This is a genomic window from Acetivibrio cellulolyticus CD2 (assembly GCF_000179595.2).
Lineage (GTDB): Bacteria > Bacillota > Clostridia > Acetivibrionales > Acetivibrionaceae > Acetivibrio > Acetivibrio cellulolyticus.
In genome coordinates this window covers 211,154-235,270 of sequence record NZ_JH556651.1, presented here as the reverse complement: position 1 = coordinate 235,270, position 24,117 = coordinate 211,154, and the positions used below count along the sequence as shown (strand labels likewise).

The following is a 24,117-nucleotide window of genomic DNA, read 5'->3' as shown; positions in this document are numbered from 1 at the left end:
TAATTAAACTATTCAGAAAACCTTCTTTACAAAGTTTTTATTATATTCAAATAGAAAAATAGCAGGCACTTGTCCTGCTTTAGCTAAGATTAAATATTATGAGCAAACAACCAAATATATACAAATCCTATTTTTCACCTAAAAGTATCAGCTATGCCCTCCGCAGTTGTCACTATTCTGATGCTCTTGGCATATACTGCCGTTTGATTTCAGATTTCCTGCAAGGAATTTATTTACTGTATCCTCAACATCTCCTGTTGCTCCGGTAACTACCTGTATACCCTTTTCATTAAATATTTCTATAGCTCCTCCACCCATACCACCGGAAATAATAACATTAACACCTATTTCATTAAGGTAATTCGGCAGAAACCCTGGCTTGTGCCCGGGATTTTGAACAAATTTGCTGCCTGTAGCCTTACCCTCCTCTACTGTAAATACGTTAAACCCTTCACAGTGTCCAAAATGCTGTGCTACTATTCTTCCTTCACTTGCAACTGCAATTTTCATAATTATAAAACTCCTCTCGTTTTTTTAATTGATTATTTTTCTCCAAGCATTAGTTTAACCCATGGCTTTTTTCAGAATACACCACCTCTCTGGCAGCTTTTTTTCAATATTCAGAGGTTTAAGAGATTTATCAGCCCGTGCGTGCGATGCACCCCCAATTGCAGTGGGGGCCCCCCCCTTATCTTTGACAATCTCATACTCAAATTCTATCCTTGCACGGGACATCTCCCAGAGTGGTGTTTTCACCATTATCTCCCCCTCATATCGTGCGGGACTTTTAAAGGCGCAATCTATATGCGAAAGGGGAAGCAGTATCCCCAATTCCTCAATCTTTGAATTTGCCATTCCTGACTTCTTTAGAAAATCAGTTCTGCCTGCCTCAAACCATATAGGGTAATTTGAGTGGTGTACAATACCCATCTGATCTGTTTCAGCATACCTTGCAATAAATTGTGTCTCTGACTGCAAATCTAACCACCCTTTCAATTATCCTTCAGCAGTATTGATGATACAGTTTCCCATATTTCCAAAATCGAATCCTTGGCAGGGCTATTATCAATTAATACTACTGGTCTTCCCGTATTGACTGCTTCAACCACCTGTGGATCGAAAGGTATTCTGCCAGCCACCGGAATATTTCTCAGTGCACAGATGTGACCAACTTTCCAGAAGCACCGTTTCCCATTTTAAGTTCTGCTGTTGAGAAAACCTCGACTTCATTTCTATACACCATTGTCTTTACCGATACGAAGGTTTTTCTGGTGCCTCCCTTTCCGCTTAAAACAGCTATCTGCATGAATTAGCCCCCATGCTGGTACCCCGGTTGGTCGTTGACTTCATCAACTGCTCACCCATGCGTCCCGGGTTGTATCTCAGTCATCTCGGCAAGCTCCCCTGCCTTGTATTTTTGAATCATTTCTGAGACTGTACCAGGAACTGCCTTTATTATTTTAATATCTGCCGCCTTTAGCACATCAGCTGCATTCTGACCGCAATGGAAGGTTACCACCGCATCCGCACCACTGTCCACAACAGCCTGGGCAGCCTTTATTCCTGCTCCTCCCTGGCTGCTGACCGCTTGATTATCAATTACTTTATACTCAAGTGTTTCCGAATCGGCAACTATAAAGTAGTAAGTGCGCCCAAAAGACTGACATACACTGCTCTCTATTGTATTTTCCTCAGATGGGACTGCAATTTTCATTATTAATCACTCCATTACTCTTTAATTGGGCATTTATCCATGGTGCCTTTTTCAATATACTCAACAGCACTATCAAGATAAGAATGGTTTAACTTTTCAATTTCTCCCTTATCGCAAAGCTCAGCTACTGATGGATCGATAGGCATCTTTCCAAGTACAGGCACACCTAGCTTGGAAGCTATTTCCTCTATTTTACTTTTTCCAAATAACTGAATATCTTTACCACAGTCATGGCACCTCAGCCAGCTCATGTTTTCTACAATACCGAGTACAGGTATATTCATTGATTTAGCCATGTTATAAGCCTTCCTCACTATTAATGAAACCAAATCCTAAGGCGATGTGACAATAACTATACCGTTCAAGGGTATGGACTGAAATACTGTTAAAGGTACATCTCCAGTTCCCGGAGGCATATCGAGAAAAAGATAATCGACATCTCCCCATATCACATCCGTCCAGAATTGTTTTACTGTACCCGAAATTATAGGTCCTCTCCAAATTACTGGAGAATCATCCTTTTCAAGCAGTAGGTTTACTGACATTACATTAATGTTGTTATGAGTTTTTTCAGGATAAATCCCAAACTCACTTCCCTCGGCCTTTTTAGTAATACCAAACATTTTAGGTATGGATGGACCAGTAATATCCGCATCAAGGATGCCTACCTTATACCCCTTTCTTCTCATCAGCACCGCTAAAGTGGATGTCACCAGAGACTTCCCTACACCGCCTTTTCCACTGACTACACCAATTACCTTTTTAATTCGGTTAAGTTCATGGGTTTTCTCAAGGAAGTCCTGTGGCTGGTCGTTCCGCTTCGCTTCACTGCTCGCCATGCGTCCCGGCTTACTTCCGCATCCATTTGTAGAACATCCTTCACTTGCACAATCTGTGCTGGTGCAATCGCAACTACACTCACTCATGTCGTCATCTCCTAATTGTATCGTTCGAATTCAATTCAATAAAATTATTGAAGTTTATATTAACTTTTTTAAAATGTCTAGGAAATTATTGTTCTTCCTTGATTTATCGATTCCCGTTAAAGACATTTCAACAAAATCTACCTTAATTTTTCATTCTGAAATTTTGTTATTTGCATCCTGTACAGCCTATGCACTTTTTAACCATATCACACGTACTGCACATTTCAGCCTTATCACTTGCAACAAGGCAAAAGGTTCCCTCAAGCTTCCAGCAAGGCTTCGATTCATTTACAGGAACAGGGCTGTTCTGTGTTGCCCCACCCTTGCAGTTACGTTTATACCAGCAGGAATACATTGAGGTTAAATGCTTTACCCCGGCAATATTCAGACCTTTTTCATGCATAAGGTGCTTTATAAACTTAAGCCTTTTCACGTCATTATTGGAATATTTTCTTTGATATCCCTCCCTGTTAGGGCGCAAAAGATCGTTTTTCTCCCAAACCCTTAGCGTCTCAGGATGCTCTCCAATTAATTCCGCAACTGTGCCTATAGTATACAATCCTTTGTCTTCATCAAACATGTATTTCACCATCCAGATTATCTTGGCTATAAACTACTTAACCGCCTCCTCTAAGTATATTTTGAGGAAACCTGTTTGTCAATTTTGAAGTTTTCTATACATCAAGTTTCTCCATATAATTCTGGATAGCCTTTTTCAATGCACTTACTCCCAAGTTTGAACAGTGCTTTTTCTCCTCAGGCAATCCATCCAGAGCATCAATCACATCCTGCTCGGTAATTTTCAAAGCTTCCTCAAGTGTTTTTCCCTTAACAAGCTCTGTTGTCATACTGCTGGTTGCTATAGAAGCAGCACACCCAAAAGCGAGAAAGCTGATATCTTTAATAACATCATTATTTACTTTAATGTAAATATTCAATGAATCTCCGCATTTTGGATCACCCATTGTGCCTTCCGCATCAGCATCCGGCATACTTCCTGTATTTCTTGGACTCATGAAATGATCTAAAACCTTTTCTGTGTACAATTTTGACCACCGCCTCAATAATATTATATACATACATCCCTAAAAATTATATATATCTTTTTAATATATTTCAATAATTTCATTGAAGTTTAGGCAAAAGAAAAATCTATGATTGAGAATTCAAATCAGATAACCTCTTATTTACTGCTTCCAAATGCGAACTCAACCAGGCTGCTGTGCTTTTTAAATATTTAGTTTCGCTTGTACTATTCATCGTCTCACCTCAATATTATTATGTGCATATGCACATAATAATATTACATCTAATTTTATACTTTGTCAATTCTAAGGAAGTTAATCTTAGTTAATCTTTAAAAATGACTTTATCCCCTAAGTTGGGCATCAAGCAATTGTCACCGAATTTGCTTTTTAAGAAACAGCTTGAAAAGATTCCTATACAATACATGGGAGCAATTTTTTACACCTGCTGATTTCAATTCATCTGCAATTTTAGCAAGCTGATCAAGAGAAAATATAAAAAGGAAGATCAACTTGCCCTAACTATAAATAATTTACATTTGCTTCGCCCCCCTGAGCCCCATTTATCTTAACTTAGTTAGTTAATTGCACGGATACTCCACTACCCCTTATTAATTGAATAATGAATAATTTATAAAATTTTTTACACATCTTTTATGATGTTTAATAGTAGGTTAATGAACTTCATTTCAGGATAATGAGTATACCTACACTTATATTGTTCAAAGACGGAATTATCGCACAACATGTTATAGGTTTAAGGTCAATCCATGAATTAGAAAACATGATTAATAAAGTTATGTAAAAACTATTTAATATATAATCAAGCAAAACAAATAATACTATATCCTGCAACCCCCTTGGGCAGGCAAATATACTGAATTCCTCAGGAGTCCAGTTCACCATCCTTATAGGACTTTGCCTGGGGCATGATATAATCCTTCAAGAAAACCTCAACATTGCTTAAAAGAGCAAATCCAACTGTTTGATTTTTGAGTTTTAAATCATATTCCTCTGTCTTTATAGTACGTATATTGGATAGCTCTGCTTTCGATGCTCTTTTTTCCACTTCCTCCAGCATTTCAAGCGAAATATCCAGAACATAAACAGTCGAAGAAATTCCAGCAATCTCCGGCTGCTGAAATGGTAAAATATCCAATGCCGCATCCTATATCTGCAAAGTCCGTTTCACCATTATAACCAAGCATTTTAAGTGTTTTATACGGAGGCATAATACTGCATCTTTTCTCATTATCTAATTTGTGCCTGTTATTTATATCAAATTTGTGAGTCAAATTATTCACCTCTCCCGTTTTCAATTATATTTATGATTTAAAACTATTCCGTTTAAAAACCTTCAGTTCCTAATACCATCCATTTTAATATACTTTTATGTTTAAATATATTATATATTATTAGTAAAATATAATTCGTTTGATTCAGTGCTAATTTTAAAATTTTTGTTCTTTACCGTCGATTACTTATAGCCATATTGGCTATAAGTAATTACAACTCCAAAATAAAAACTCCGAGGCATCGCTCCCCTCCGTTTTTGCCTCTTTCACTTTGTTAGAAAGAGGCAGAATCAAAATTAAAAAACAGTGAAAAGGTCCTAACCTGCAGAAAATGTTTTGACCATTTTATATATAAGTAGTATAATCTTATTTATATTACAATAAAGGCGGATTACTTATGACCATTTCAGGCAATTCCCTTAATCTAAAGTATGATGAGCACAAAAAAATATTTAACCTAATTAGGTATAATGACTCTGTTACAAAATCAAAACTTGTTTCTTTATCAGGGTATAAACTTTCAACTTTGAATAGAATTATCAATGATTTAATGAGTTCTGGGTTGGTTAAAATTGTAGACACCGGCATTTCTACCGGAGGAAGAAAACCTCTGTTATACTCCATAGACCTTAACGCAGGATATATAATTGGTGTTGAAATTACAAGGATGTATACTCGTCTGGCACTTATGGATATGGATTGTAATATTCTCAGAGCAGAAGCCTTTGGAATGTTTAGAGACTCAACTCCTGAAAAAACAGTTAAAAAAATCTCATCCCTTGTTTCTGATTTTTGTAAAGATATTGAAAGCAGTAAAATCCTCGGAATCGGTATAGGTGCTATTGGCCCTCTTGATCATAATAAGGGAGTTATTTTAAATCCTGCGAATTTTCCCAACGACAAATGGAAAAATATACCCATTAAAGACATGATTGAGGAACATACCAAACTGCCAACACTTGTTGAAAATGGTGTAAACGCAGGTGCTTTTGGAGAATATATAAAAGGTTCAGGTAAAAACTTTAACAACATTGCTTACATAACAGCGGGAGTAGGTCTAAGGTTAGGCTTGGTTTCAAACGGAAAGCATGTGAGAAATTTAAATAATTATAGTGGCGGATTTGGCCATTTGAAAATAGATACTGCTGGTCCAATCTGTTATTGCGGTCATAGTGGTTGCCTAGAAACATTTGTTTCAGTTCCTGCTGTTTTAAGTGCTTTTAAAAATGAAATTTGCAAAGGCAGAAGTTCAAAAGCACTGCAAAAAGTTGAGTTTGATATTTCTGCTATCAATCTGGATACTTTTCTTGATGCTGTTGAAAGCCATGACTTACTTGCAAATGAAATACTTGAAAACACAGCAAGCTATATGTCAAAGGGGCTTTTAGCTATAGAAAATATTTTAGCCCCAGACCTAATTATACTTGGAGGGCCATTATTCAGGAAATGTGATCGCCTATTTCATCTGACTGTAAATATGACTATGAAAAACATACAAAAATGCTCTCAGCCCACAATTCAATTCAGTAAAGAAACATTAGGAGAGAATGCAGTAGTTACAGGTGTTGGCGGTCTATTGTTGGATTATTATTTAAAATAGAATTCTATCTTAGATTATGGAGTTGATTTTTAGATTATGGAACAGTTTTTATGGCTATTGCCTTTAGGTTTTATGGTAGGAACCTTCGGTACGCTTATAGGTGCCGGAGGAGGGTTTATTTTAGTACCGGTCCTTTTACTTTTATACCCTGACAAAAGCCCTGAAACCATCACAAGCATCTCACTTGCTGTTGTTTTCTTTAATGCGCTATCAGGTTCACTTGCTTATGCAAAAATGAAAAGGATAGATTTCAAATCCGGCTTGATTTTTGCAATTAGTACAATTCCTGGTTCAATACTTGGTGCATATACAACTTCACTAATTCCAAGGAATGTTTTTAATTGCGTATTTGGTATTTTATTGATTGCAGCTTCGGTATTTTTAATGATAAAACCTAAAAATACAAAAGCAGCTGAAGGTGAAGTACCTAAAAACCACATAATTCGTTCAATTACTGATATCGAAGGTGTTAACTATGTATTTTCCTATAATCTCCTTCTTGGTGTAATCATTAGCATCTTTGTGGGGTATATTTCCAGCTTGCTCGGAATTGGGGGCGGCATCATTCACGTTCCGGTATTGGTACATGCACTTAATTTTCCAGTTCATATTGCCACAGCAACTTCTCACTTTGTTCTGGCTGTAATGTCACTTTCTGGAACAATTGTACATATTGCCTCTGGAGTTTTATCAAAAGGTATACTACAAACTGTAGCTTTATCATCAGGCGTATTGTTTGGTGCTCAACTAGGTGCAAGGCTCTCAAACCGTTTTAACGGGATTTGGATAATAAGAAGCCTTGCTATTGCTTTAGGGCTTGTAGGAATCAGAATATTGATTATGGCGTTTTAGTTTAACAATTGAATTCTATAAACTTTAAAATATCTTACTATTTTAGAAAGGGAAATCAAATGATACAACCAATAACATTTCCAGGCTTAGGGGTTAGCTTTACAATTAACCCAATTGCATTCAGTATTTTGGGCATCAGTATACACTGGTACGGAATTATTATAGCAACAAGCTTTGCACTTGCTTTCTTGCTTGCTAACAAAGACTCTAAAACTTTTGGAATTAACCAGAATGATGTAACTGATCTTTTAATAGTTGTAGCCCCACTGGCTATTATAGGGGCAAGGCTTTATTATGTCGCGTTTGAATGGTCCAACTACAAGAATAATTTACTTGAAGTTATTAACATACATCATGGAGGCTTAGCAATATACGGCGGAATACTTACTGCTGTGGCCGTAGCTTTTGTTTTTACAAAGAAGAGAAAAATAAATGTATTGAATCTCTTTGATTTTCTTATACCCTATGTAGCTTTAGCTCAATCCATAGGCCGTTGGGGAAACTTCGTTAACCAGGAAGCTCATGGAACTGAAACAAATCTTCCTTGGAGGATGGGAATATTTGACCCTTCAAAAATGCAAATAGTATTAGTTCATCCCACCTTTCTATATGAATCCTTATGGAATCTTGGACTGTTTTTCCTTTTACTATGGTTCAGGAAGAAAAAAAAGATTGACGGTGAAGTATTTGTTCTTTATCTGGCTTTATATGGTTTTGCACGATTTTTCATTGAAGGATTACGAACAGATAGCTTATTTATTGGGACATTTAGAGTATCACAAATGTTAGCTGGATTGTTTTTCATTACAGGTATTACATTATTCTTTGTAAGGAGATACAAGTTAAAAACCAAGTTATACGACAATTGAAAACTTGGTTATATAACAAAAGTGAATGCCGCCCGCACCCACTTTATTGAACAGTTTCTATTCTGCAAACCTCATAAAACTTTTCATTGTATTTGCAAGTTCAGGCAGTGCTTTTTCTTTATCTTCAGATGAAACTGCATTTTCAATGCAGTTCATGGAATGTTTCTCCAGTACAAGGCTGCCTACTTTGTTTATAGCCAAACGAACTGCTGCAACCTGTGTTAAAATGTCTGTACAGTATTTATCCTACTCAATCATTTAAACCTGCGTTCCGTTGTAGATATGGAAAATATCAAAGATATTGTAAACCTAGCAGAGTTTCTGGATAAAAAGGGATGGCTTGATCTGCCGCCTGAACTCTTTAAAACCCAGATAGGCAGAAACTATGAGTTGTTCGACTGTTATGCAAAACCCCAGCATCTCATGACACAGGTACAATTGTGGAGTGAGTTTGCTTCTATCCTGTCCTCGCCAAATTTCACAGACCTGACTTCAAGGGAATTCGCCACTTGGTAGATACAGGCGAATTATATATAGCAAGCTTTGATACATGTCCTGCATGCAAAACCGAGTGGGCATTTGACCTTTATGGCAAAATATATGGATGTACCGCAAGCTGTGGACGCGAAGAATATCTGCTGGGAACCTTTTGGACTGAAATAGAACTGAACCACAAGGTAATAAAAACCTGGCAGACAAGAGATGTAAAAAGCATTTCAAAATGCAGGGACTGCAAAATATGATATAATTTGCGTAGGAGGCTGCGGAGTAGTTGCAGCAAATCAAAATAACGGAAACATTCATTCTCCCAACTGTAGACCAACCCAGGAGCTTTTAGAAACAGGCGTGAACTATTATATTGATGAGCTACACAAAATGGCATTTGAAAATGAAAGTGAAGAGACCGGAATTAATGAAAGCTGCTGTGCCCCCTTGAAAACCAAAGGTTGTATAATATGCGGCAATGAACTTTTGTATTCAGTTGACAATACTACAAAGGAAACCTGTAGTATTTGCCGCCAAGAGTTTGAAACTCTTGTTAAATGTACAAATGGCCATTATATTTGTGACTCCTGCCACAGTCTTGATATTCTTGCGAAGGTAGAACGGCTTTTGACTGCAAGCAGTGAAAGCAATCCGATAATTCTTACACAAAAAGTATTTGAGGTACCGAGCCTCAATATGCATGGACCTGAATACCACAGTATTGTTCCTGCAGTTCTTGTTTCCGCCTATCAAAACTTATTCCGTAATAAAGATACCTCTAAAATAAAGGAAGCCATAAAACGCGGCAAGGATATTAAAGGCGGCAGTTGTGGATTTCACGGGGTCTGTGGAGCAGGTGCAGGATGTGGAATTGCAACATCGATTATTGAAGCCGCAACCCCCATGTCTCGGGATGAACGAAGTGCTGCCAGTAGAGTAACCGGTTATGCTCTGCTTGAAATCAGCAAGTATGGAGGTCCTAGATGCTGCAAGCGTGAAGCCATAACCTCGATAGAATCTTTTATGAAGGTTACGGAATACTTTAACAGCTTGCAAAATGCAAAATATACCTGCTGCTTTCTGTCAACGCTTGAATAGTAACAATTTTTGAATTGTTTCATATACAGATTTTAGGTTCATTATTGTATTATTACTCTTTCTTGACTTATGAGTTTTTAAAATATACTATTGAACTAATAAGCTATTATGCAATTGTTTCATTTTTATTAAGAATTTATTATATATAACCAATTACGATTACTAGTAACTGTAATTGGTCATAAAATTGAGGTGTAGTATGACGAGAAAATCTTATGTTACTAGCATGCCGGATAAAACTGGTGCATTTCTGCTTGCATCAAAAATCATTGCAAAAAATAGTGGAAATATTGTTCGTGTTAGCTATAATAAGGCAGTTGATCTTCACACACTTTTTATTGATGTAGAAGCATCAGATGAAAACCTTGATGAAATAGGGAAAGAATTAGAAAGCGTTGGCTACATCAACAATAAAATTTCAGAAATTAATGTTATTGTTGTTGAGATTAAAATCCCTGATACAACTGGGGCGGTGTTGCCGGTACTTAAAATCCTTGATAGATATGATATAAATATCTCATATATAAACTCAAGTACTAATAGCACTTTGTATCAAAATTTTAAAATGGGACTGTTAATTGAGAATCCAAAGATAATTAAATTGCTTCTTGATGATATTAGTGAGCTTTATCAGATTGATATTCTTGATTATAACGATTCAGAAAAAAACTTGGATAATACAATTTTTTATATTCGACTTGCAAATGAGATGCAGAAGCTCTTGGACCTAACTATAGAAAAAACAATGGAGTTTATTTCAGAGTCTAATAGGGTTTTACAGATGCTTCAAGGCAAGGGTGAGAATCCGGATAAAGTATTTGGTTATATTCGCAGGTTTGCATATTTTATAAGTAAACATAAGGGCAGTGATTTCAAAGCGGATATTGAAAAAGTTAAAATTAATGATTCCATCACTTTGTACAGTATTCAACCGCCATGTGGTAGCAATACGTATATTTTTGTCACAACGGATGAGCTTGTGCTAGTTGATACAGGTTATGCTATTTATGCAGATGAAATGTTCAATATTTTCAATCAACTATTTCAAGATTGGAATAAACGAAGCAAAAAAATATATATCACACACGCTGACGTTGATCATTGTGGTCTTCTGTCGAAACTCGAAGACGTAAAAATCTGTCTCAATAAAAAGAGTGCTGACAGTTTGTATAGGCAGAATATAGGTATTCCAGATTACCGAGAAAATAATGATTTGCATTTAGGATATAGTAAGTTGAGCCGAATCATTTCAGGATATACACCACCCAATACCAATAGATTCGAAATTATAGACAGCAATACACCTGAAGTGCATGATGAACTTTTACATATAGGGGATTTCAAAATTGATAACCTTGTCTTTGAAGCATTTGAGGGCAGTGGAGGTCATCTTTATGGTGAGATGATTTTTGTATGTAGAAAATACGGTATTGTAATCACCGGAGATAATCTTGTTAATATTAATGGATTTTCCCCTGAAAGAGCAGAGTTCAATTCTCTTGCACCATACCTTATGGGAAGTGTCAATGTTGACTCCCGGAAAGCTACAGAGATAAGAAATCAGATTTTTAGTCTTATTGAAAATATCGAAAAAAGGAATAAAAAACCGTGCATCATTTGTGGCGGTCATGGACCTATTTCTGAGCTGATAGGTAGAAGACTTGTGAATTCCTCTCAAGTATTATATGGCTAAAAGGTGGAAAATACCGTAAAGGGTTCTATTGCCCTGACGATTTTCCAATTGTTTGACCTTTTGACCTGAACTATAAGTAATTGGGGCAACGCCAGAATATTTACTTACATTTTGATAAACCAATTCTTTTTCAGATTTGTTCATAAGTTTTTCAGTTAAATAAGCTATTATAGCAATGCCAGGAATATCTACAAGAAACCTTGTAAGCATAAACTTCCAACCAATTGCCGAAGCCTCAAACAATAGTAAAGGTATTTTTTTGTTGACCAAGCTCCGATAAAAATAAGCACATTAGAAAATTTGCTTCCTTTCTTTAGAAGCACGCCAGCAACCGGAAAAACAGCATATAATAGCCCAGCTATAGCTGACCCAAGAAGAAATGCAATTGTAACTCCTATTATCCCTGACTTCTCACCCATAAGCCTAATCATTGTTTCTCTTTGTACCCATACATCCAAAAGACCCAATAATATAAAAATCGGTGGAATTACTGACAGCATCTCTAGAGTGTTATCCCAAGTTATATTTAGAGATTTCTGCCCAATTGAAGGAAAAACTATTACACAAAAAAATTGATAACTCAGAAAAAACAATACATGGAAACACAACCTTTAAAGAATTGCTGGATTTGGAAGTTAAAAAAAAAGATATAGAAAAAACCATTAGTGACAAACTGCCTGATTCAAACATGTTAATAAAAGAGTACGCAACCACAAAAACTGTTGGATTCGGTTCAATAAAAGAACCTTTGCAAAAACTTGTTGATGCATTGGAGAAGTAGAAAATCATCTTATTTTATGCCATTTATAAGCGAAGGATTTACTGCAGTATCAAAATTAAATCCTTCGCTTTATTTCATTCGATTAAGGTAATCCACCCAATATAAGGATTTACAAAAACTAGTGTTTCTATAAATTCCTATACCCTCAAAATTATTAAGCCTTATTCTCTTTAACTTTTACTTTTACTTTTAGTTTTTTTAGTACCATTGTGGCAATTAAATAAGATATCCCACATACCATTATAATAGCAGCACCAGAAGCGATTCTTATTTCATAAGATATCCACAAACCTGCAATGCTAAAAAACATTCCTAGTATACACGACAAAAACATTATGGTCTTTAAATCTTTTGTAAAAAGCTTTGCAATTGCAGCCGGAGCGGTAAGCAAAGCAAGTATAAGAATAATCCCTACTTCACGTATAAGAAGAACTACTGTTACAGCAATCATGGCAAAAACTAAATAATCAAAATACCAAATTTTAATGCCATTTGCCTTAAGGAATTCCTCATCAAACATATACGCCACTAGTGCATTGAATAAAAACACAGTCAATAAAATAATAATACTATCTAATATAAGCATCAATAATAAATCAAATCTTGTGACAGTTAAAATATCCCCAAAAAGGTAGGATGACATATCTGGTGGATAACCAGGGGTAAAGGCAATAAAAAGAATCCCTGCCGCCATGCCAACTGACCAGAATAATCCCATAAGAATATCTGTTTGCGTATTTGATTTTCTATGAAGTTTTGCAATACCCAATGAAGATAAAAGCGAGAAAATCAACGCCCCTATAATAGGTTCTATTTTTAGGAAATATCCCATTCCAACACCGCCAAATGCAGTGTGAGCTATACCGCCGCTCATCATAACGAGCTTCTTTTCTATGATTATTGTTCCAATAATCCCACATGCAATACTTGAAAGGATTGACGCTATAAATGCATTTTGAATAAAACCGTATTCCAAAATTGAACTAAACATTTTGCTCATCTCCATGTTCTTTCAACACTCTGTGTGGAATCCCATGTGCTAGAATATCTACTGGACATCCAAAAACCTGTTCGACAACAGACTCATCTAAAACCGGATTGCCGTGATAAAACAGCTTTTTGTTCAGACACGCTATAGTTTTAACATAAGACGAAATGAAACTTGTATCATGAGTTACAACAACAATAGTCATTTCTTTATTTAAAGCTTTTATAATTTCATATATTCTTGCTCTCGATCCAGTATCCATACTTGCAGTCGGCTCATCCATAAGTATCAAATCTGGTTTTTGCAACAGTGTACGAGATAATAATACCTTTTGCAGCTGCCCACCTGAAAGCTGCCCTATCTGTCTATTCTTTAATTCACTGATACCTACCTGTTCCATCACACATAAAGCAGCTTCTTTTTCTTTATTTGAAAATCTTCTTAAAAATAAGTTTTTATCATTTAACAAACCCATTAATATTACATCAAGCACCTTTATAGGGAAATTACGATCAAAAACCGTATGCTGCGGAACATATCCCACCTTAATTTTTGAATGAAAATTACTATTACCCTGTATACTAATTGAACCTTCTGATGGAGCAATAAAACCTAATATAGACTTTAGAAGCGTAGTTTTACCGCCTCCGTTTGGTCCAATAATGCCAAGAAAATCTCCTCCATTAATGTTAAGGTTTATATTTTCCAAGGCACATGTGTCTTCATAAAACACACTCAAATCTTTAATTTGAACTATAGTATTCATAGACACCTCATTGTTTATTAAGAACTCTAACAAAAATATTAACAGTCTTTTTCAAATTCTCAATGTAATCGGGAGCAAGAGGGAATATCTGTTCTGCACTACCCTTTAATTCTTCTGCAAAAACCTTAGCTTGCTTGCTATCCATTTCGGCCTGATAAAATATCACCTTGATTCCCTGCTTTTTTGCTTCACTTATTTTTTGCTCAAAATCCTTTGCAGTGGCACTCTTGCCTTCTTCTTCAAGCGAAAGCATAGTTAATCCGTAGTCATCAGCGAAGTAACCCAAAGCCGGATGATATATTATAAAATTCTTATTCTTTAAGTTGGAAAGCGACTCTTTTGTCTGTTTATCCAGTTCATCAAGTTTATTACTGTATTCTAAGGCATTTTTTTCATAAAAGGCTTTATTCTTTGAATCAATTTTTGAAAGCTCCTCCGATATAATTTTCACCATAACCTTTACTCTTTTAGGAGACAGCCATATATGAGGATCTCTACTACCTGGAGAAAACTCCCTTTCCGGAAAAACTTTTTTTACCTCATCATTTAATTTTACTATTTTTAAATCTTTATTTAACGCTCCATCTTTTGGTAGAATATTTGAAATTTCCGTTGGAACACCAATAGAAAAATATAAAGCCGAATTACTGAACTTCTCAATTTCCTGAGGCGTTGGTGCATAATTTTCGGTACTTTTACCTGGAGGAACCATTGCCACAACCTCAACAAATTCTCCCCCAACAGCCTTTACAAATTCGACCTGTGGAACTATAGAAACTGCGACTTGTATTTTAGAGGAGTCAGCTTGCATTGTATTTTGCCCTCTGCATCCTGAAAGTGCAATACATACTAATAGCAAAACTGCACATACAATTTTTTTCATTTTTTATTCCTCTCTTTAGTATCTAATCTGTTTTAAGCAAGTCTCAAATCTGTTTATTTCAAAAAGCACAAATTCTTTATCAAGTTCTTTAAAGTCCCAACTTTCCAAATTAATAGCAACCTTAAAAACTTAATAAAGAATATTCATGGCTTAAATATTATGAGCTATTGCCCAATGTAATTTATGTTATCATCCTTGCAAACATATGTCAATTGTGCAATATTGTGCAATTGTATCACGTTTTATTTTAATATTTAATATACTTTATGTATTCTCCAACTATTTCATCAGGATTATTGTTACTTTTGCAAATTACACCTATTTGTTTATTGTTTAATTTAATTCTAACATCTTCACATATATGATTAGCTACTAATAGGTTAATTCCAAATCCCTTCAAAGCATCAATTAACATATCTATATTTCTTACTTGCAATAACCTGATCTCCTTACTTATAATATTACCATCATCAACCAAATATATAAGCATACTTTCGCAATATAACAACTCTTCTACTAATTTATCATTTTTTACAGGTATAGCAATTCTAGTCCTCATAGTATCCCCTTAAGTGCACCTTAGTACAAATATTTTTTAATATTTTCCTCAATCTGCTGTCTAGACTGAATACTAGCGGTTGCACATACCACCTTACCATTTAGAAAATAAACTGTAAACGGCAATCCTCTAAAGTGCTTACATTCTTCTAAACCACGTATTTTGCTTGCAGCTTCACTGTCAAACTCAATCACTCTCAGTAAAGTATCTTGAAACTGACCATCTTTTATGATTTGCTCCATAGCCCTATAAACCGGTATACACATTGGATCCCATCTTCCTGCACATATTACAAGCTTATTCGAATTTTCAATCAACCTCTCTACTTCCAAAGCATCTGTTATTTGCTCAACACTAATATCAAACACAAAAACCCCTCCTTATTTATACATATGCCCATTATATTTATCAATTTAAGTTTCGTCAATATAAAATTATTATCAGCAAACACATTTAAAACCATATATTTGTCAATAGCACTTAATTTAAAACCAATATTATTTATGACATTTGCTCAAAATATTATTAACTTATATACCCTTGCAAGGTATAGTATATTATTATATATGAATTTTAAATATTTCAAACTATAAGCTTTAGTATATGTAAATGTTTAAATTTTCAAGGGGGGTACTAAAGAATTAAGCTAGCGGGCTCACAAGCCATCATAAAAGCACTTGATCTAGAATCAGCTGATATATTTAATTGGGTTGAAAAACTAAAAAGTTTAAAAGAAAAACATACGCAAGACTTAAGCTTTTCAGTAAATTCAGATACTATTAATCCACCTTTTCTTCTGTCAAAACTATCTGAAATTGCAGGCAACAACGCCATTATAACAACTGAAGTAGGACAAAATCAGATTTGTGCTGCAAATTATTACAGAGTACAATCACCATCAACTTTCATCTCCTCAGGAGGTATGGGAACAATGGGGCACACAGATAAGTCTAAAGCCTTTATTAATATGCTTGAACCCTTTGGAATTATTGAGGTCTAATTGCCTTAAAGCACAGCTAATTTTATACATTTAATGCTATTTGAATTAACAAAGCAGTTTATAAACTGCTTTGTTAATTCATAAAAATATATCTTATTTATACCTATACTTTTACTATAAAATATCTATAGTCTACTCTTTGTGAACTTTCTTCTTATAGTAATCCTCAATCGCTTTTTTTAATGTCTCTACACCAAGGTTTGAACAATGCTTCTTATGTTCCGGTAGGCCTCCCAATGCTTCAATTACATCTTCATCAGTAATTTTTAATGCCTCTTCAAGTGTCTTGCCTTTAGCAAGCTCAGTAGCCATACTGCTTGTAGCAATTGCAGCTGCACAACCAAATACAAGAAAGCTTATTTCATCTATTACAGAATTCTTCACCTTGATATATATTGTCAAAGAATCTCCGCATCCCGGATCTCCACAAGTACCTTCTCCATCAGCATCATTCATACTTCCAACATTTCTTGGACACATAAAATGCTCCAAAACTATATCCGAATACTCATCCCTACACACTAAAACCACTTCCTGCTTTCATTTTTTATTTGTTACCTGCACATTAATTCCCTTAATTCCATCAGCAAGTATGCCCTGAAATCATTTGTTGAACTGCATTTTCGGCAGCATTGACAAGTTGATAGGCTATCGGTGAAGCTGTTAGAGCTGGATGAGTACCTGTCTGGAAGGTGGCAATATCGTCAGCAGTCATTCTTTGATTTATAAACGCACTTATTGTATTTATAAGTTCTCCTCCACTCAAAGCTCCAGAAACCTGTCCACCAAGAATAATTCTGCTGCCTGCCTCAAAGACAAGTTTTACTTTTAAATTAGCACCTCCCGGCATAGATCCCAGATGACGGTTTATTGCCTCTGCTGTACCAGCAATAATATTATATCCTTTTTCTAACGCCTGGGATTCTGTAAGCCCTGCTGACGCAAACGCATTATTCTGCAATGCAGTAGAATAAACGCCAATAACTCCCATGTTGACACGTCTTATAGAAAATAGATTTGCACCTGCAATACGAGCCTCCATTGTAGCAATTGAAGCCAGTTTTAAGCCTGATGGTTTTCCGTCAAAGAATGAAATCTTTTCAGCACAATCACCACATGCAAATATATTCTTATCGCTTGTCTGCATATAACGATTAACCTGAATTCCCTTCATAGGACCAATTTCAAGACCAATTTTTTTTGCAAGCTCAATATTTGCAAAAGCACCTATGCCCATAATAACCATATTCGCTTTTATTTCTTGTCCGCTTTCTAACTTTATACTTTCAACCTTATCTTTTCCCTCAAGTGACTTCACCTTTTCATCCAACATAAGATTTATATTTTGCTCTTTTAAAACCTTTTCAGCCAATTCACAGAACTCAACATCATAAACAAGCTGGAGACAATGCCTCTGCATTTCAACAATGCTTATATTTATATCCTGACGTTTTTTTCTGCATTCTTCAGCAATTTCAACACCTATAAAGCCACAGCCAACAATGCATAAATCCTTTGCTTCTCCGAGCTTATCAAGTATTCCTTGCAAATAAGCAACATCCTTTTTTATAGCAAAAACATTTCCTTTATCCGCTCCAGGCAATGGCGGAATTAGAGGAATTGAACCCGTTGCAATTATCAGTTTGTCATACCCAATTTTTTCACCTTCTGCAGTATCTATGACCTTTGCTTCTCTTTGAATATCCAAAACTTCACCAACAATACTATCTACCTTACTATTCTGGAGCATATTGTCAACCGGAATAAGATTCTTTTGTGGATCTCCTACAGTTCCGAAAACATAGGGTATTCCACAAGGTATAGGCACATGCTTTTCTTTCCTTATCAAAAGAATAGTTTTTTCTGGACATTGCCTCCTTACTGTCACAGCAGCAGTTACACCAGCTGCACTCCCACCAATAACAACTACATCATAATTTTTCATAGCAACCACCTTTCTATAGTTATTTATTTGCATTAATAATAAACCATAAAGGTATTGTCATTACTTTTTATTATACTTATTCATTACTTTTGGTATACCAGAAATAAGCAAAGCACAAAACAAAATAAGTGCAAGCTCAATAAATATCAAACTTATTGGCATAAAAACACTTCCCAAAAAATTCAATGCACCTCCGGCAATTAGAGTAGCACTAAACATAATACCAACGGCCTTTACTGTATCTTTTATACCAAGTTCCTTTAATAAAACAGTAAACGTAGCAACACACAGGAAATATAAAGTCAATATTATTACTGCAACAACCATTTGATAATCATTCAAGCCTAACGGTCCAAGCAATGCAACAGCAGCATCCTTTCTTACCGTACCAATAATTAATGCAGATACAGTCTCTTCTGGGAGTCCGAATACTCCTTTTATCAAGGGTGCAATAATTTTCCAACTAATTTAATTATTCCTGTTGCATGGAGTATATTTATAAATAATATACCTCCAAGAACATAAGGTATCACCTCCAGATTTCTTACCGCCAGTATTCCCGGAACATTACATCCACAAGCAAGCAACATTGGAATAACCGAATATCCATGAAGTCCAACTCTATGAAGTATCCTGTCAAGTATTACTGCTATTCTAGGAATATATCCATAGTCTTCCAGTAGCCCAAAAACCATATAAAAAAGAATTATACATGGCAAAACAATTGCAAATATGACAAATACTTCTGTTGTCAATACCCCCCATAGCCCCTTCAAAATCAATTCCAGTAGATATTTCTCCAATAAGAATAGAATGAAGGAATCCATTCCCTCCAAGCAAACCGCTAATTTTCATTATAAACGGTGTATATAAAGCATCAAACACTTTTGTTGTAAAAGAAACTATAAATTCACCAACCGCAATTATAAACCTAAATACAAGAAATAATACAACAAGCGCTGTAATCGGTCCTCTCATATTGCAAACGATAGTAATTATCATCTATAGAATAAAAAATAAATCTAGTTTCTGCATTCACTACAATAGCCAAATATCTTAATCGGTCTTTCAGTCATCATAAAATTTTTGCTTTCTAAAACAATTTTCTTAAATTCTTCTGTTAAGACATCATCAAGTTCCTGTACCCTGCCACACTTTAAACAAATCAAATGATGATGGTTTGTTTCCTCCGGAAATGCCAACTCATACCTTGAAGGTGAATCTTCCATTGATAGCTTTGAAACCAAACCTACTTTTTCAAGCGTATCCATCGTTCGGTAAACAGTTGCAAGACCTACTTTATGTTTCTTATCCAAGTCAACAGAAAGAAGCTGATAAATATTTTCAATTTCAAGATGATGTCCTCTACAATTGTATAGAATTTCAAGAATTGCTTTGCGTTGAGGAGTCATCCTTAAATCATATTGCTTCAGCATATTATAAATTTGGTCAAGCAATTCTAATCATTCCCTTCACATAAAATTCAACTTCAAAATTCCTTAACTTTTTACACCTGCATAAATAATGTCAAGATTAGTAAAGTTATATCCTCTTATTAAAGCACTTTCATTATAAGCTTATGCCCACAATAAATTCTATTCTTATTTTGGGCATAAGTCAATTATTAATTAGCATTTTATAATAAAACTATTAAAAAATTTAATAAACACTACGAACTATAAGATAACCAAAAAACTTCCTATTTCCATAAAAACAAACAAGGCACTCTACGAAATCAAAATGTAAAGTACCTTATTTCTTAAATTCACTGTTTTAGTTATTTTCTTATTTTCTCAATTTCTTCCTCTACTTCTTCGGCACCTTCGGCATAGAACTTGTCCTCATCAGGATCAAGTTAAGGGATCCTAGAAATTTCCGCAATCCTGCGAATAAGCATAGTTGCCGCTTTCCAGTCAGACAATTTCTCCCCCAGATATGCATGGAACACAGTACCGGACGTATACAAAACCTGCAACTCATCCTGAACACATAAGCCTTAAGTGGATTTATATCTTTAATAAAATCCGCAATTGCAGATATATTTTCCTTATTGTCATTCAAATCTTTTACAAGCATAGTTTCTGTTAGTAATTCATTTTTATAAACCTTTGCAAAATCCTTTATTCCCTCTAAAACTTTATTTAGTTCCAATTTGCCATTTGGTCGGTCAATCTTTTTCCAGACACTATCTGTTACAGAATCTAACTTTACCGATATCAAATCTGCTTTTAATAAATCTTGCTTTACATCATCCCTCCAAAGCAAAGACGCATTAGTTATAACAGCAATTTTTATTCCAAAGGATTTTAGTATTTCTATCTCAACACCAAGATTTTTGTCTAATGTGGATTCTCCATCACAAACATAAGTGATAAAATCAACATTTTCCTTTTTCTCTTTCAGTATATTGATTTTTATCTCCGCTTCTTTGAATATATCTTCCCGAAGATAAAGCTCTTTTAAAAAAGCTATACAATTCACGTCACAAAGCTAACCAAATCATTTTTTTGAAATCGCAATTGCAAAGTTTTTTTAATGTTACCTTATTTCTTGTCTTCATGATTATTAATATACTTCTTAGTACCATTAACAATTTTGTCTATGAAAAGAATACCATCAAGATGGTCAATTTCATGACAAAAAGCACGTGCTAAAAGACCCGTTCCATCAAGCTCAATACTATTACCCTTTTCATCAATTGCCTTGACCTTAACCTTATTAGCACGCTTAACTTCACCTATAATATCCGGAACACTGAGACAACCTTCTATGTCTTGCTGCTCACCTTCCATAGAAATAATTTGAGGATTTATTAACTTAATGAGACCCTCTCCTACATCTATAACAACAACTCTCTTTAGTATTCCTACCTGTGGTGCAGCTAAGCCTACTCCATTTGATTGATACATTGTTTCAGCCATATCATCCAATAAATTCAATATTTTCTCATCTATTTTTTCTACAACTTTTGATTTTTTCCTCAAAACATCATCATCAATATAATTTCTAATCTGTCTCAACGCCATAAAAATCTCTCCTATTTAAATGATTCCAGAAAACTTTGCACTTACCTTTAGCTCATTTCTAAAAATAACTTGTTCAGTATTTACGGTTAAGTTCCCATAAAATCATATTTATAGAAATTGCAATTGCAAAGTTTTTTAAGAATCACCTTATAAAAAATTTTTACGCCGAAAAAACAGCAATTAACCAATTGTCTTTTAAATATCACATATCGCAGCGGAAGCTGCAATCATAGCAGCAAGCTCCGCTGCGATAAACAGATGAACTATATCTTCTCAAAAAGTGTCTTATAACGCTTACGCTATAAGACACTTTTTGAGAAAAATAGTATACCGTGATTTAGCAAAACAACTAGCTAACTGCAGTTTACAGCGTCAATATATACTAGGCCTTTATAACCTTAACAAACCCTATTTAGTCTTCATGCGGATGATCGCACACTGTCTTATCAATACCATATCCTCTTCCTGCACCCGGTGTACAAAGACTTTTCCCACCTTCTAAGGTACCGTTTTGCAATTTTAAAATAATATCATCAATTTTTCCACTAATACCTGTCATAGTATCAATACCAAACTCTTCAAAAAAACCCATCGCTCTTGCACCCATACCACCACATACAATCATTTTTACACCTTCACTATTTAAAAACTGCGGTATAGCTCCCGGTGCGTGTCCTGGATTATTAATAGATTTTCTATTTACAAGCTTGCCGTCTTCAATATCTACAATTGTAAATACAGGACATCTACCAAAATGTTCTGAAACATAACTTTCATCCGTTGATATAGCAATACGCATCTTTTGCATCTCCTCCAATTAACATCAATATCAATTTAGGTACTTCCAAAATACAAATGTTCCATTGCGGTTTTATAAACCTTTAAATTCTTTATTTTGGAATAAAAGAAAACACTACAAGCAACATCAATCTTAAATACTTTTTAGCTCTCATTTTGTACCTCCTTGCATACCATAATGTTCTGGTACAGTGTTATCTATCTTAACAAGTACCTCTTTCTTTATGTTTTCCAAATTTTCCTTAATCGTTGTATCTTGCCCCCTGTATATTTCTATACGTGCAGCTTTTAATACACTCATAGCATTTGGTCCAACATTACCTGTCACAATTGCCTTTACGCCCTTATCTACCATTAATTGTCCTGAAGTTATACCTGCACCTCCACCTGAAATTGAAGCTGCATTTTCAATAATTTCATAATCCATCGTTTCGGTATCTGCAATAACAAAATACGACGCTCTTCCAAATCTAGGATCCATTTTGCTATCTAGCGTGTTACCAATTGAAGATATGCATACTTTCATTACTATCATCTCCTTTATTTATTTACAAAACAATACATTTAACCCAATAATCACTCCCAATAATGTCAGCCTCTTAAATATTCGCAAAGGGACTTAAAAGGCTTATGCCCAAAATAATTGTACAATTATTTTGGGCATATGTCAATAATTTATTCGATTTTTATATAATAATTTGAAAAAATACTGGTAAATTGCCACTTTTAAAGTTTTTAAAAAAACAGCTTTATTTCGTTGTTTTTCTTCTGCTTCCATAATCCACACCAATACTTCTACCAAGCTCAAAAACAACCTTTTTTATATTTTCAATTTGATTTTCCATATTGTTTATGCTTTCACCTTTACCAGGGTAAATAGCATACATCTTTTTATATTCACTCATACCCATATTAGGCATAATTACGTTTGCTCCACACATCAGACCATTTTTGTAGCCATTATAATCCTTCACTCCAAGTGCTGTGGTAACAGGCATATTTACCTCTGGCAAAAAAAGCCTTGTCAGTGACATCATTCTGTATACCAGATCAACCTTGCCACCTTCACTCTTTTCAAGAGGGGTTCCATCACAAGGTATAAAAGGACCCATACCTATCATATCCGCATCTAACTTTTTAAAAAACAAAAGATCCTCGGCAAGCATATCTATTGTCTGTCCAGGTATTCCTATAAGACAACCAGTTCCGGTTTCGTATCCCAATTCCTTCAAATCATAAAGACACCGCACTCTGTTTTTATAACTCATTCCCGGGTGCAAGCCATTATATAAATTCTCGTTGCTTGTTTCAATACGAAGAAGATATCTATCTGCTCCTGCTTTTTTCAGTTCTGCGTATTCACTCCTTTTAAGTTCCCCAATGCTTAAGGTTACTGCTACATCCATACCTTTAATTGCTTGAACAATTTTACACAACACATTTATTGAATAACTTTTGTCCTCTCCACTTTGCAATACAATAGTTTTTAACCCATATGCAACAGCTCTGCTTGCACATTCCAAAATCTCCTTAGGCTCCAGCCTATATCTTTTTAGTGTAGAATTTGCACTTCTAAGTCCACAATAAAAGCAAGTTCTACAGCAATAACTACTAAACTCAATCAGACCTCTTAAATGAACCTCCTTGCCCACAACACAGCTTCTCACTTCATCAGCAGCAGCATAAATTGATTTTGATTCTTTGCAGGTCAAAAGTTTTACTATACTTTCTTTATCAATATCATGCTTACTTTTCAGCACTTCTATAAGTACATCCAATTCCTGCATATTGCTTTTATCAACCCTTTATCCAA

Annotated in this window: 35 protein-coding genes and 2 pseudogenes; 10 read left to right on the top strand and 27 right to left on the bottom strand. The window is 35.0% G+C overall.

The features are described 5' to 3' along the window. Positions 1-147: 147 nt before the first annotated feature. The 8 genes and pseudogenes from ACECE_RS0201275 to ACECE_RS0201240 form a co-directional block, all read right to left on the bottom strand. Positions 148-510 carry a NifB/NifX family molybdenum-iron cluster-binding protein gene (locus ACECE_RS0201275; protein WP_010243456.1) on the bottom strand — a complete coding sequence of 121 codons (363 nt, stop codon included), beginning with the start codon at positions 508-510 and terminating at the stop codon, positions 148-150. Between the two features lie 54 nt (positions 511-564). Then, positions 565-978 (bottom strand): acyl-CoA thioesterase, encoded by a 414-nt coding sequence (locus ACECE_RS0201270; protein ID WP_026073656.1) that lies wholly within the window; start codon positions 976-978, stop codon positions 565-567. A gap of 14 nt (positions 979-992) precedes the next feature. Further along, positions 993-1,139, bottom strand: coding sequence for a hypothetical protein (locus ACECE_RS30870; RefSeq protein WP_010243452.1), 147 nt, complete (start codon positions 1,137-1,139; stop codon positions 993-995). An 11-nt stretch (positions 1,140-1,150) separates the two neighbouring features. Beyond that, a complete protein-coding gene (locus ACECE_RS30865; protein ID WP_010243450.1) occupies positions 1,151-1,306 on the bottom strand; it encodes a hypothetical protein in 156 nt (51 codons plus the stop codon). A gap of 51 nt (positions 1,307-1,357) precedes the next feature. After that, positions 1,358-1,714, bottom strand: coding sequence for a NifB/NifX family molybdenum-iron cluster-binding protein (locus ACECE_RS0201255; RefSeq protein WP_010243448.1), 357 nt, complete (start codon positions 1,712-1,714; stop codon positions 1,358-1,360). A gap of 14 nt (positions 1,715-1,728) precedes the next feature. Next, a pseudogene (locus ACECE_RS26245) lies at positions 1,729-2,640 on the bottom strand (P-loop NTPase). A gap of 166 nt (positions 2,641-2,806) precedes the next feature. Continuing rightward, the gene (locus ACECE_RS0201245; protein WP_010243446.1) at positions 2,807-3,220 is read right to left on the bottom strand and encodes a MerR family transcriptional regulator; all 414 of its coding nucleotides are present in this window, start codon (positions 3,218-3,220) and stop codon (positions 2,807-2,809) included. A 94-nt stretch (positions 3,221-3,314) separates the two neighbouring features. Further along, positions 3,315-3,686: an iron-sulfur cluster assembly scaffold protein gene (locus ACECE_RS0201240; protein ID WP_010243444.1), complete on the bottom strand. Its 372-nt coding sequence runs from the start codon at positions 3,684-3,686 to the stop codon at positions 3,315-3,317. Positions 3,687-4,509: 823 nt separating this feature from the next. Between ACECE_RS0201240 and ACECE_RS32240 the strand changes: the two genes are divergently transcribed. The 4 genes from ACECE_RS32240 to lgt all read left to right on the top strand — a co-directional run bounded on the left by ACECE_RS32240 (position 4,510) and on the right by lgt (position 8,281). After that, positions 4,510-4,632, top strand: coding sequence for a DUF1847 domain-containing protein (locus ACECE_RS32240; protein ID WP_083878378.1), 123 nt, complete (start codon positions 4,510-4,512; stop codon positions 4,630-4,632). Between the two features lie 725 nt (positions 4,633-5,357). After that, on the top strand, positions 5,358-6,560 hold the full coding sequence (locus tag ACECE_RS26235) for an ROK family transcriptional regulator (protein WP_010243438.1): 1,203 nt from the start codon (positions 5,358-5,360) through the stop codon (positions 6,558-6,560). A 36-nt stretch (positions 6,561-6,596) separates the two neighbouring features. Further along, complete coding sequence (locus ACECE_RS0201220; protein WP_010243436.1) at positions 6,597-7,412, top strand: sulfite exporter TauE/SafE family protein; 816 nt, start codon at positions 6,597-6,599, stop codon at positions 7,410-7,412. A gap of 59 nt (positions 7,413-7,471) precedes the next feature. Beyond that, positions 7,472-8,281: a prolipoprotein diacylglyceryl transferase gene (gene lgt / locus ACECE_RS0201215; protein WP_010243434.1), complete on the top strand. Its 810-nt coding sequence runs from the start codon at positions 7,472-7,474 to the stop codon at positions 8,279-8,281. A 57-nt stretch (positions 8,282-8,338) separates the two neighbouring features. Here lgt and ACECE_RS29930 read toward each other — a convergent pair whose 3' ends face one another. Then, complete coding sequence (locus ACECE_RS29930) at positions 8,339-8,482, bottom strand: metal-sensitive transcriptional regulator (protein ID WP_235715900.1); 144 nt, start codon at positions 8,480-8,482, stop codon at positions 8,339-8,341. Between the two features lie 81 nt (positions 8,483-8,563). Here ACECE_RS29930 and ACECE_RS32495 point away from each other — a divergent pair, with 81 nt between their 5' ends. The 4 genes from ACECE_RS32495 (at position 8,564) to ACECE_RS0201190 (ending at position 11,558) form a co-directional block, all read left to right on the top strand. Then, positions 8,564-8,797: a hypothetical protein gene (locus tag ACECE_RS32495; RefSeq protein WP_026073654.1), complete on the top strand. Its 234-nt coding sequence runs from the start codon at positions 8,564-8,566 to the stop codon at positions 8,795-8,797. Beyond that, the gene (locus ACECE_RS28905; protein ID WP_026073653.1) at positions 8,791-9,024 is read left to right on the top strand and encodes an SPASM domain-containing protein; all 234 of its coding nucleotides are present in this window, start codon (positions 8,791-8,793) and stop codon (positions 9,022-9,024) included. Before ACECE_RS32495 ends, ACECE_RS28905 begins: the two co-directional genes overlap by 7 nt. 133 nt (positions 9,025-9,157) lie before the next feature. Next, complete coding sequence (locus ACECE_RS26225; RefSeq protein WP_162862448.1) at positions 9,158-9,865, top strand: DUF5714 domain-containing protein; 708 nt, start codon at positions 9,158-9,160, stop codon at positions 9,863-9,865. A 199-nt stretch (positions 9,866-10,064) separates the two neighbouring features. Then, positions 10,065-11,558: an MBL fold metallo-hydrolase gene (locus ACECE_RS0201190; protein WP_010243430.1), complete on the top strand. Its 1,494-nt coding sequence runs from the start codon at positions 10,065-10,067 to the stop codon at positions 11,556-11,558. On the opposite strand, the gene ACECE_RS32235 is transcribed toward ACECE_RS0201190, so the two are convergent. Together ACECE_RS32235 and ACECE_RS32230 are read right to left on the bottom strand one after the other, a co-directional pair. Continuing rightward, positions 11,547-11,768 (bottom strand): transposase, encoded by a 222-nt coding sequence (locus ACECE_RS32235; protein ID WP_010243428.1) that lies wholly within the window; start codon positions 11,766-11,768, stop codon positions 11,547-11,549. The genes ACECE_RS0201190 and ACECE_RS32235 overlap by 12 nt on opposite strands. Continuing rightward, entirely contained in the window at positions 11,747-12,058 is a 312-nt protein-coding gene (locus ACECE_RS32230; RefSeq protein ID WP_010243426.1) for a permease, read from the bottom strand. The genes ACECE_RS32235 and ACECE_RS32230 overlap by 22 nt, the downstream gene beginning before the upstream one ends. Before the next feature lie 44 nt (positions 12,059-12,102). Between ACECE_RS32230 and ACECE_RS30855 the strand changes: the two genes are divergently transcribed. Then, entirely contained in the window at positions 12,103-12,339 is a 237-nt protein-coding gene (locus tag ACECE_RS30855; protein ID WP_010243424.1) for a hypothetical protein, read from the top strand. Positions 12,340-12,493: 154 nt separating this feature from the next. On the opposite strand, the gene ACECE_RS0201175 is transcribed toward ACECE_RS30855, so the two are convergent. The 6 genes from ACECE_RS0201175 to ACECE_RS32490 form a co-directional block, all read right to left on the bottom strand. Next, positions 12,494-13,330, bottom strand: a complete 837-nt coding sequence (locus ACECE_RS0201175) for a metal ABC transporter permease (protein ID WP_010243422.1) — start codon at positions 13,328-13,330, stop codon at positions 12,494-12,496. Further along, positions 13,323-14,093: a metal ABC transporter ATP-binding protein gene (locus tag ACECE_RS0201170; protein WP_010243420.1), complete on the bottom strand. Its 771-nt coding sequence runs from the start codon at positions 14,091-14,093 to the stop codon at positions 13,323-13,325. The genes ACECE_RS0201175 and ACECE_RS0201170 overlap by 8 nt, the downstream gene beginning before the upstream one ends. A 7-nt stretch (positions 14,094-14,100) precedes the next feature. Further along, positions 14,101-14,976 carry a metal ABC transporter solute-binding protein, Zn/Mn family gene (locus ACECE_RS0201165; RefSeq protein WP_010243418.1) on the bottom strand — a complete coding sequence of 292 codons (876 nt, stop codon included), beginning with the start codon at positions 14,974-14,976 and terminating at the stop codon, positions 14,101-14,103. A gap of 247 nt (positions 14,977-15,223) precedes the next feature. Beyond that, positions 15,224-15,535 (bottom strand): NifB/NifX family molybdenum-iron cluster-binding protein, encoded by a 312-nt coding sequence (locus tag ACECE_RS0201160; RefSeq protein ID WP_010243416.1) that lies wholly within the window; start codon positions 15,533-15,535, stop codon positions 15,224-15,226. A 20-nt stretch (positions 15,536-15,555) separates the two neighbouring features. Next, positions 15,556-15,903 (bottom strand): YbbN family protein, encoded by a 348-nt coding sequence (locus tag ACECE_RS0201155; protein ID WP_010243414.1) that lies wholly within the window; start codon positions 15,901-15,903, stop codon positions 15,556-15,558. Between the two features lie 265 nt (positions 15,904-16,168). Further along, on the bottom strand, positions 16,169-16,369 hold the full coding sequence (locus tag ACECE_RS32490) for a hypothetical protein (RefSeq protein WP_162862447.1): 201 nt from the start codon (positions 16,367-16,369) through the stop codon (positions 16,169-16,171). Here ACECE_RS32490 and ACECE_RS32485 point away from each other — a divergent pair. Further along, positions 16,314-16,535: a thiamine pyrophosphate-dependent enzyme gene (locus tag ACECE_RS32485; RefSeq protein WP_456048987.1), complete on the top strand. Its 222-nt coding sequence runs from the start codon at positions 16,314-16,316 to the stop codon at positions 16,533-16,535. The genes ACECE_RS32490 and ACECE_RS32485 overlap by 56 nt on opposite strands. A 132-nt stretch (positions 16,536-16,667) precedes the next feature. Here the strand turns inward: ACECE_RS32485 and ACECE_RS0201150 are convergent, their stop codons facing one another. From ACECE_RS0201150 to hydE, 10 genes and pseudogenes are all read right to left on the bottom strand, one after another. Then, positions 16,668-17,057, bottom strand: coding sequence for an iron-sulfur cluster scaffold-like protein (locus tag ACECE_RS0201150; RefSeq protein WP_010243410.1), 390 nt, complete (start codon positions 17,055-17,057; stop codon positions 16,668-16,670). A 61-nt stretch (positions 17,058-17,118) separates the two neighbouring features. After that, a complete protein-coding gene (locus ACECE_RS0201145) occupies positions 17,119-18,480 on the bottom strand; it encodes an FAD-dependent oxidoreductase (RefSeq protein ID WP_010243408.1) in 1,362 nt (453 codons plus the stop codon). Between the two features lie 60 nt (positions 18,481-18,540). Then, on the bottom strand, positions 18,541-18,924 hold the full coding sequence (locus ACECE_RS0201140) for a hypothetical protein (RefSeq protein WP_026073651.1): 384 nt from the start codon (positions 18,922-18,924) through the stop codon (positions 18,541-18,543). Then, a complete protein-coding gene (locus ACECE_RS0201135) occupies positions 18,921-19,283 on the bottom strand; it encodes a nucleoside recognition domain-containing protein (RefSeq protein WP_026073650.1) in 363 nt (120 codons plus the stop codon). Before ACECE_RS0201135 ends, ACECE_RS0201140 begins: the two co-directional genes overlap by 4 nt. 219 nt (positions 19,284-19,502) lie before the next feature. Continuing rightward, positions 19,503-19,916 carry a transcriptional repressor gene (locus ACECE_RS0201130; protein ID WP_040427904.1) on the bottom strand — a complete coding sequence of 138 codons (414 nt, stop codon included), beginning with the start codon at positions 19,914-19,916 and terminating at the stop codon, positions 19,503-19,505. 622 nt (positions 19,917-20,538) lie between these two features. Then, positions 20,539-20,961, bottom strand: a pseudogene (locus tag ACECE_RS31585) (radical SAM protein); the annotation flags it as partial. 62 nt (positions 20,962-21,023) lie between these two features. Continuing rightward, the gene (def, locus tag ACECE_RS0201120) at positions 21,024-21,506 is read right to left on the bottom strand and encodes a peptide deformylase (RefSeq protein WP_010243401.1); all 483 of its coding nucleotides are present in this window, start codon (positions 21,504-21,506) and stop codon (positions 21,024-21,026) included. A 412-nt stretch (positions 21,507-21,918) separates the two neighbouring features. Next, complete coding sequence (locus tag ACECE_RS0201115) at positions 21,919-22,305, bottom strand: NifB/NifX family molybdenum-iron cluster-binding protein (protein WP_010243399.1); 387 nt, start codon at positions 22,303-22,305, stop codon at positions 21,919-21,921. Between the two features lie 150 nt (positions 22,306-22,455). Further along, the gene (locus ACECE_RS0201110; protein WP_010243397.1) at positions 22,456-22,830 is read right to left on the bottom strand and encodes a NifB/NifX family molybdenum-iron cluster-binding protein; all 375 of its coding nucleotides are present in this window, start codon (positions 22,828-22,830) and stop codon (positions 22,456-22,458) included. Positions 22,831-23,053: 223 nt separating this feature from the next. Then, positions 23,054-24,091, bottom strand: a complete 1,038-nt coding sequence (hydE, locus tag ACECE_RS0201105) for a [FeFe] hydrogenase H-cluster radical SAM maturase HydE (RefSeq protein ID WP_010243395.1) — start codon at positions 24,089-24,091, stop codon at positions 23,054-23,056. Positions 24,092-24,117: the final 26 nt, after the last annotated feature.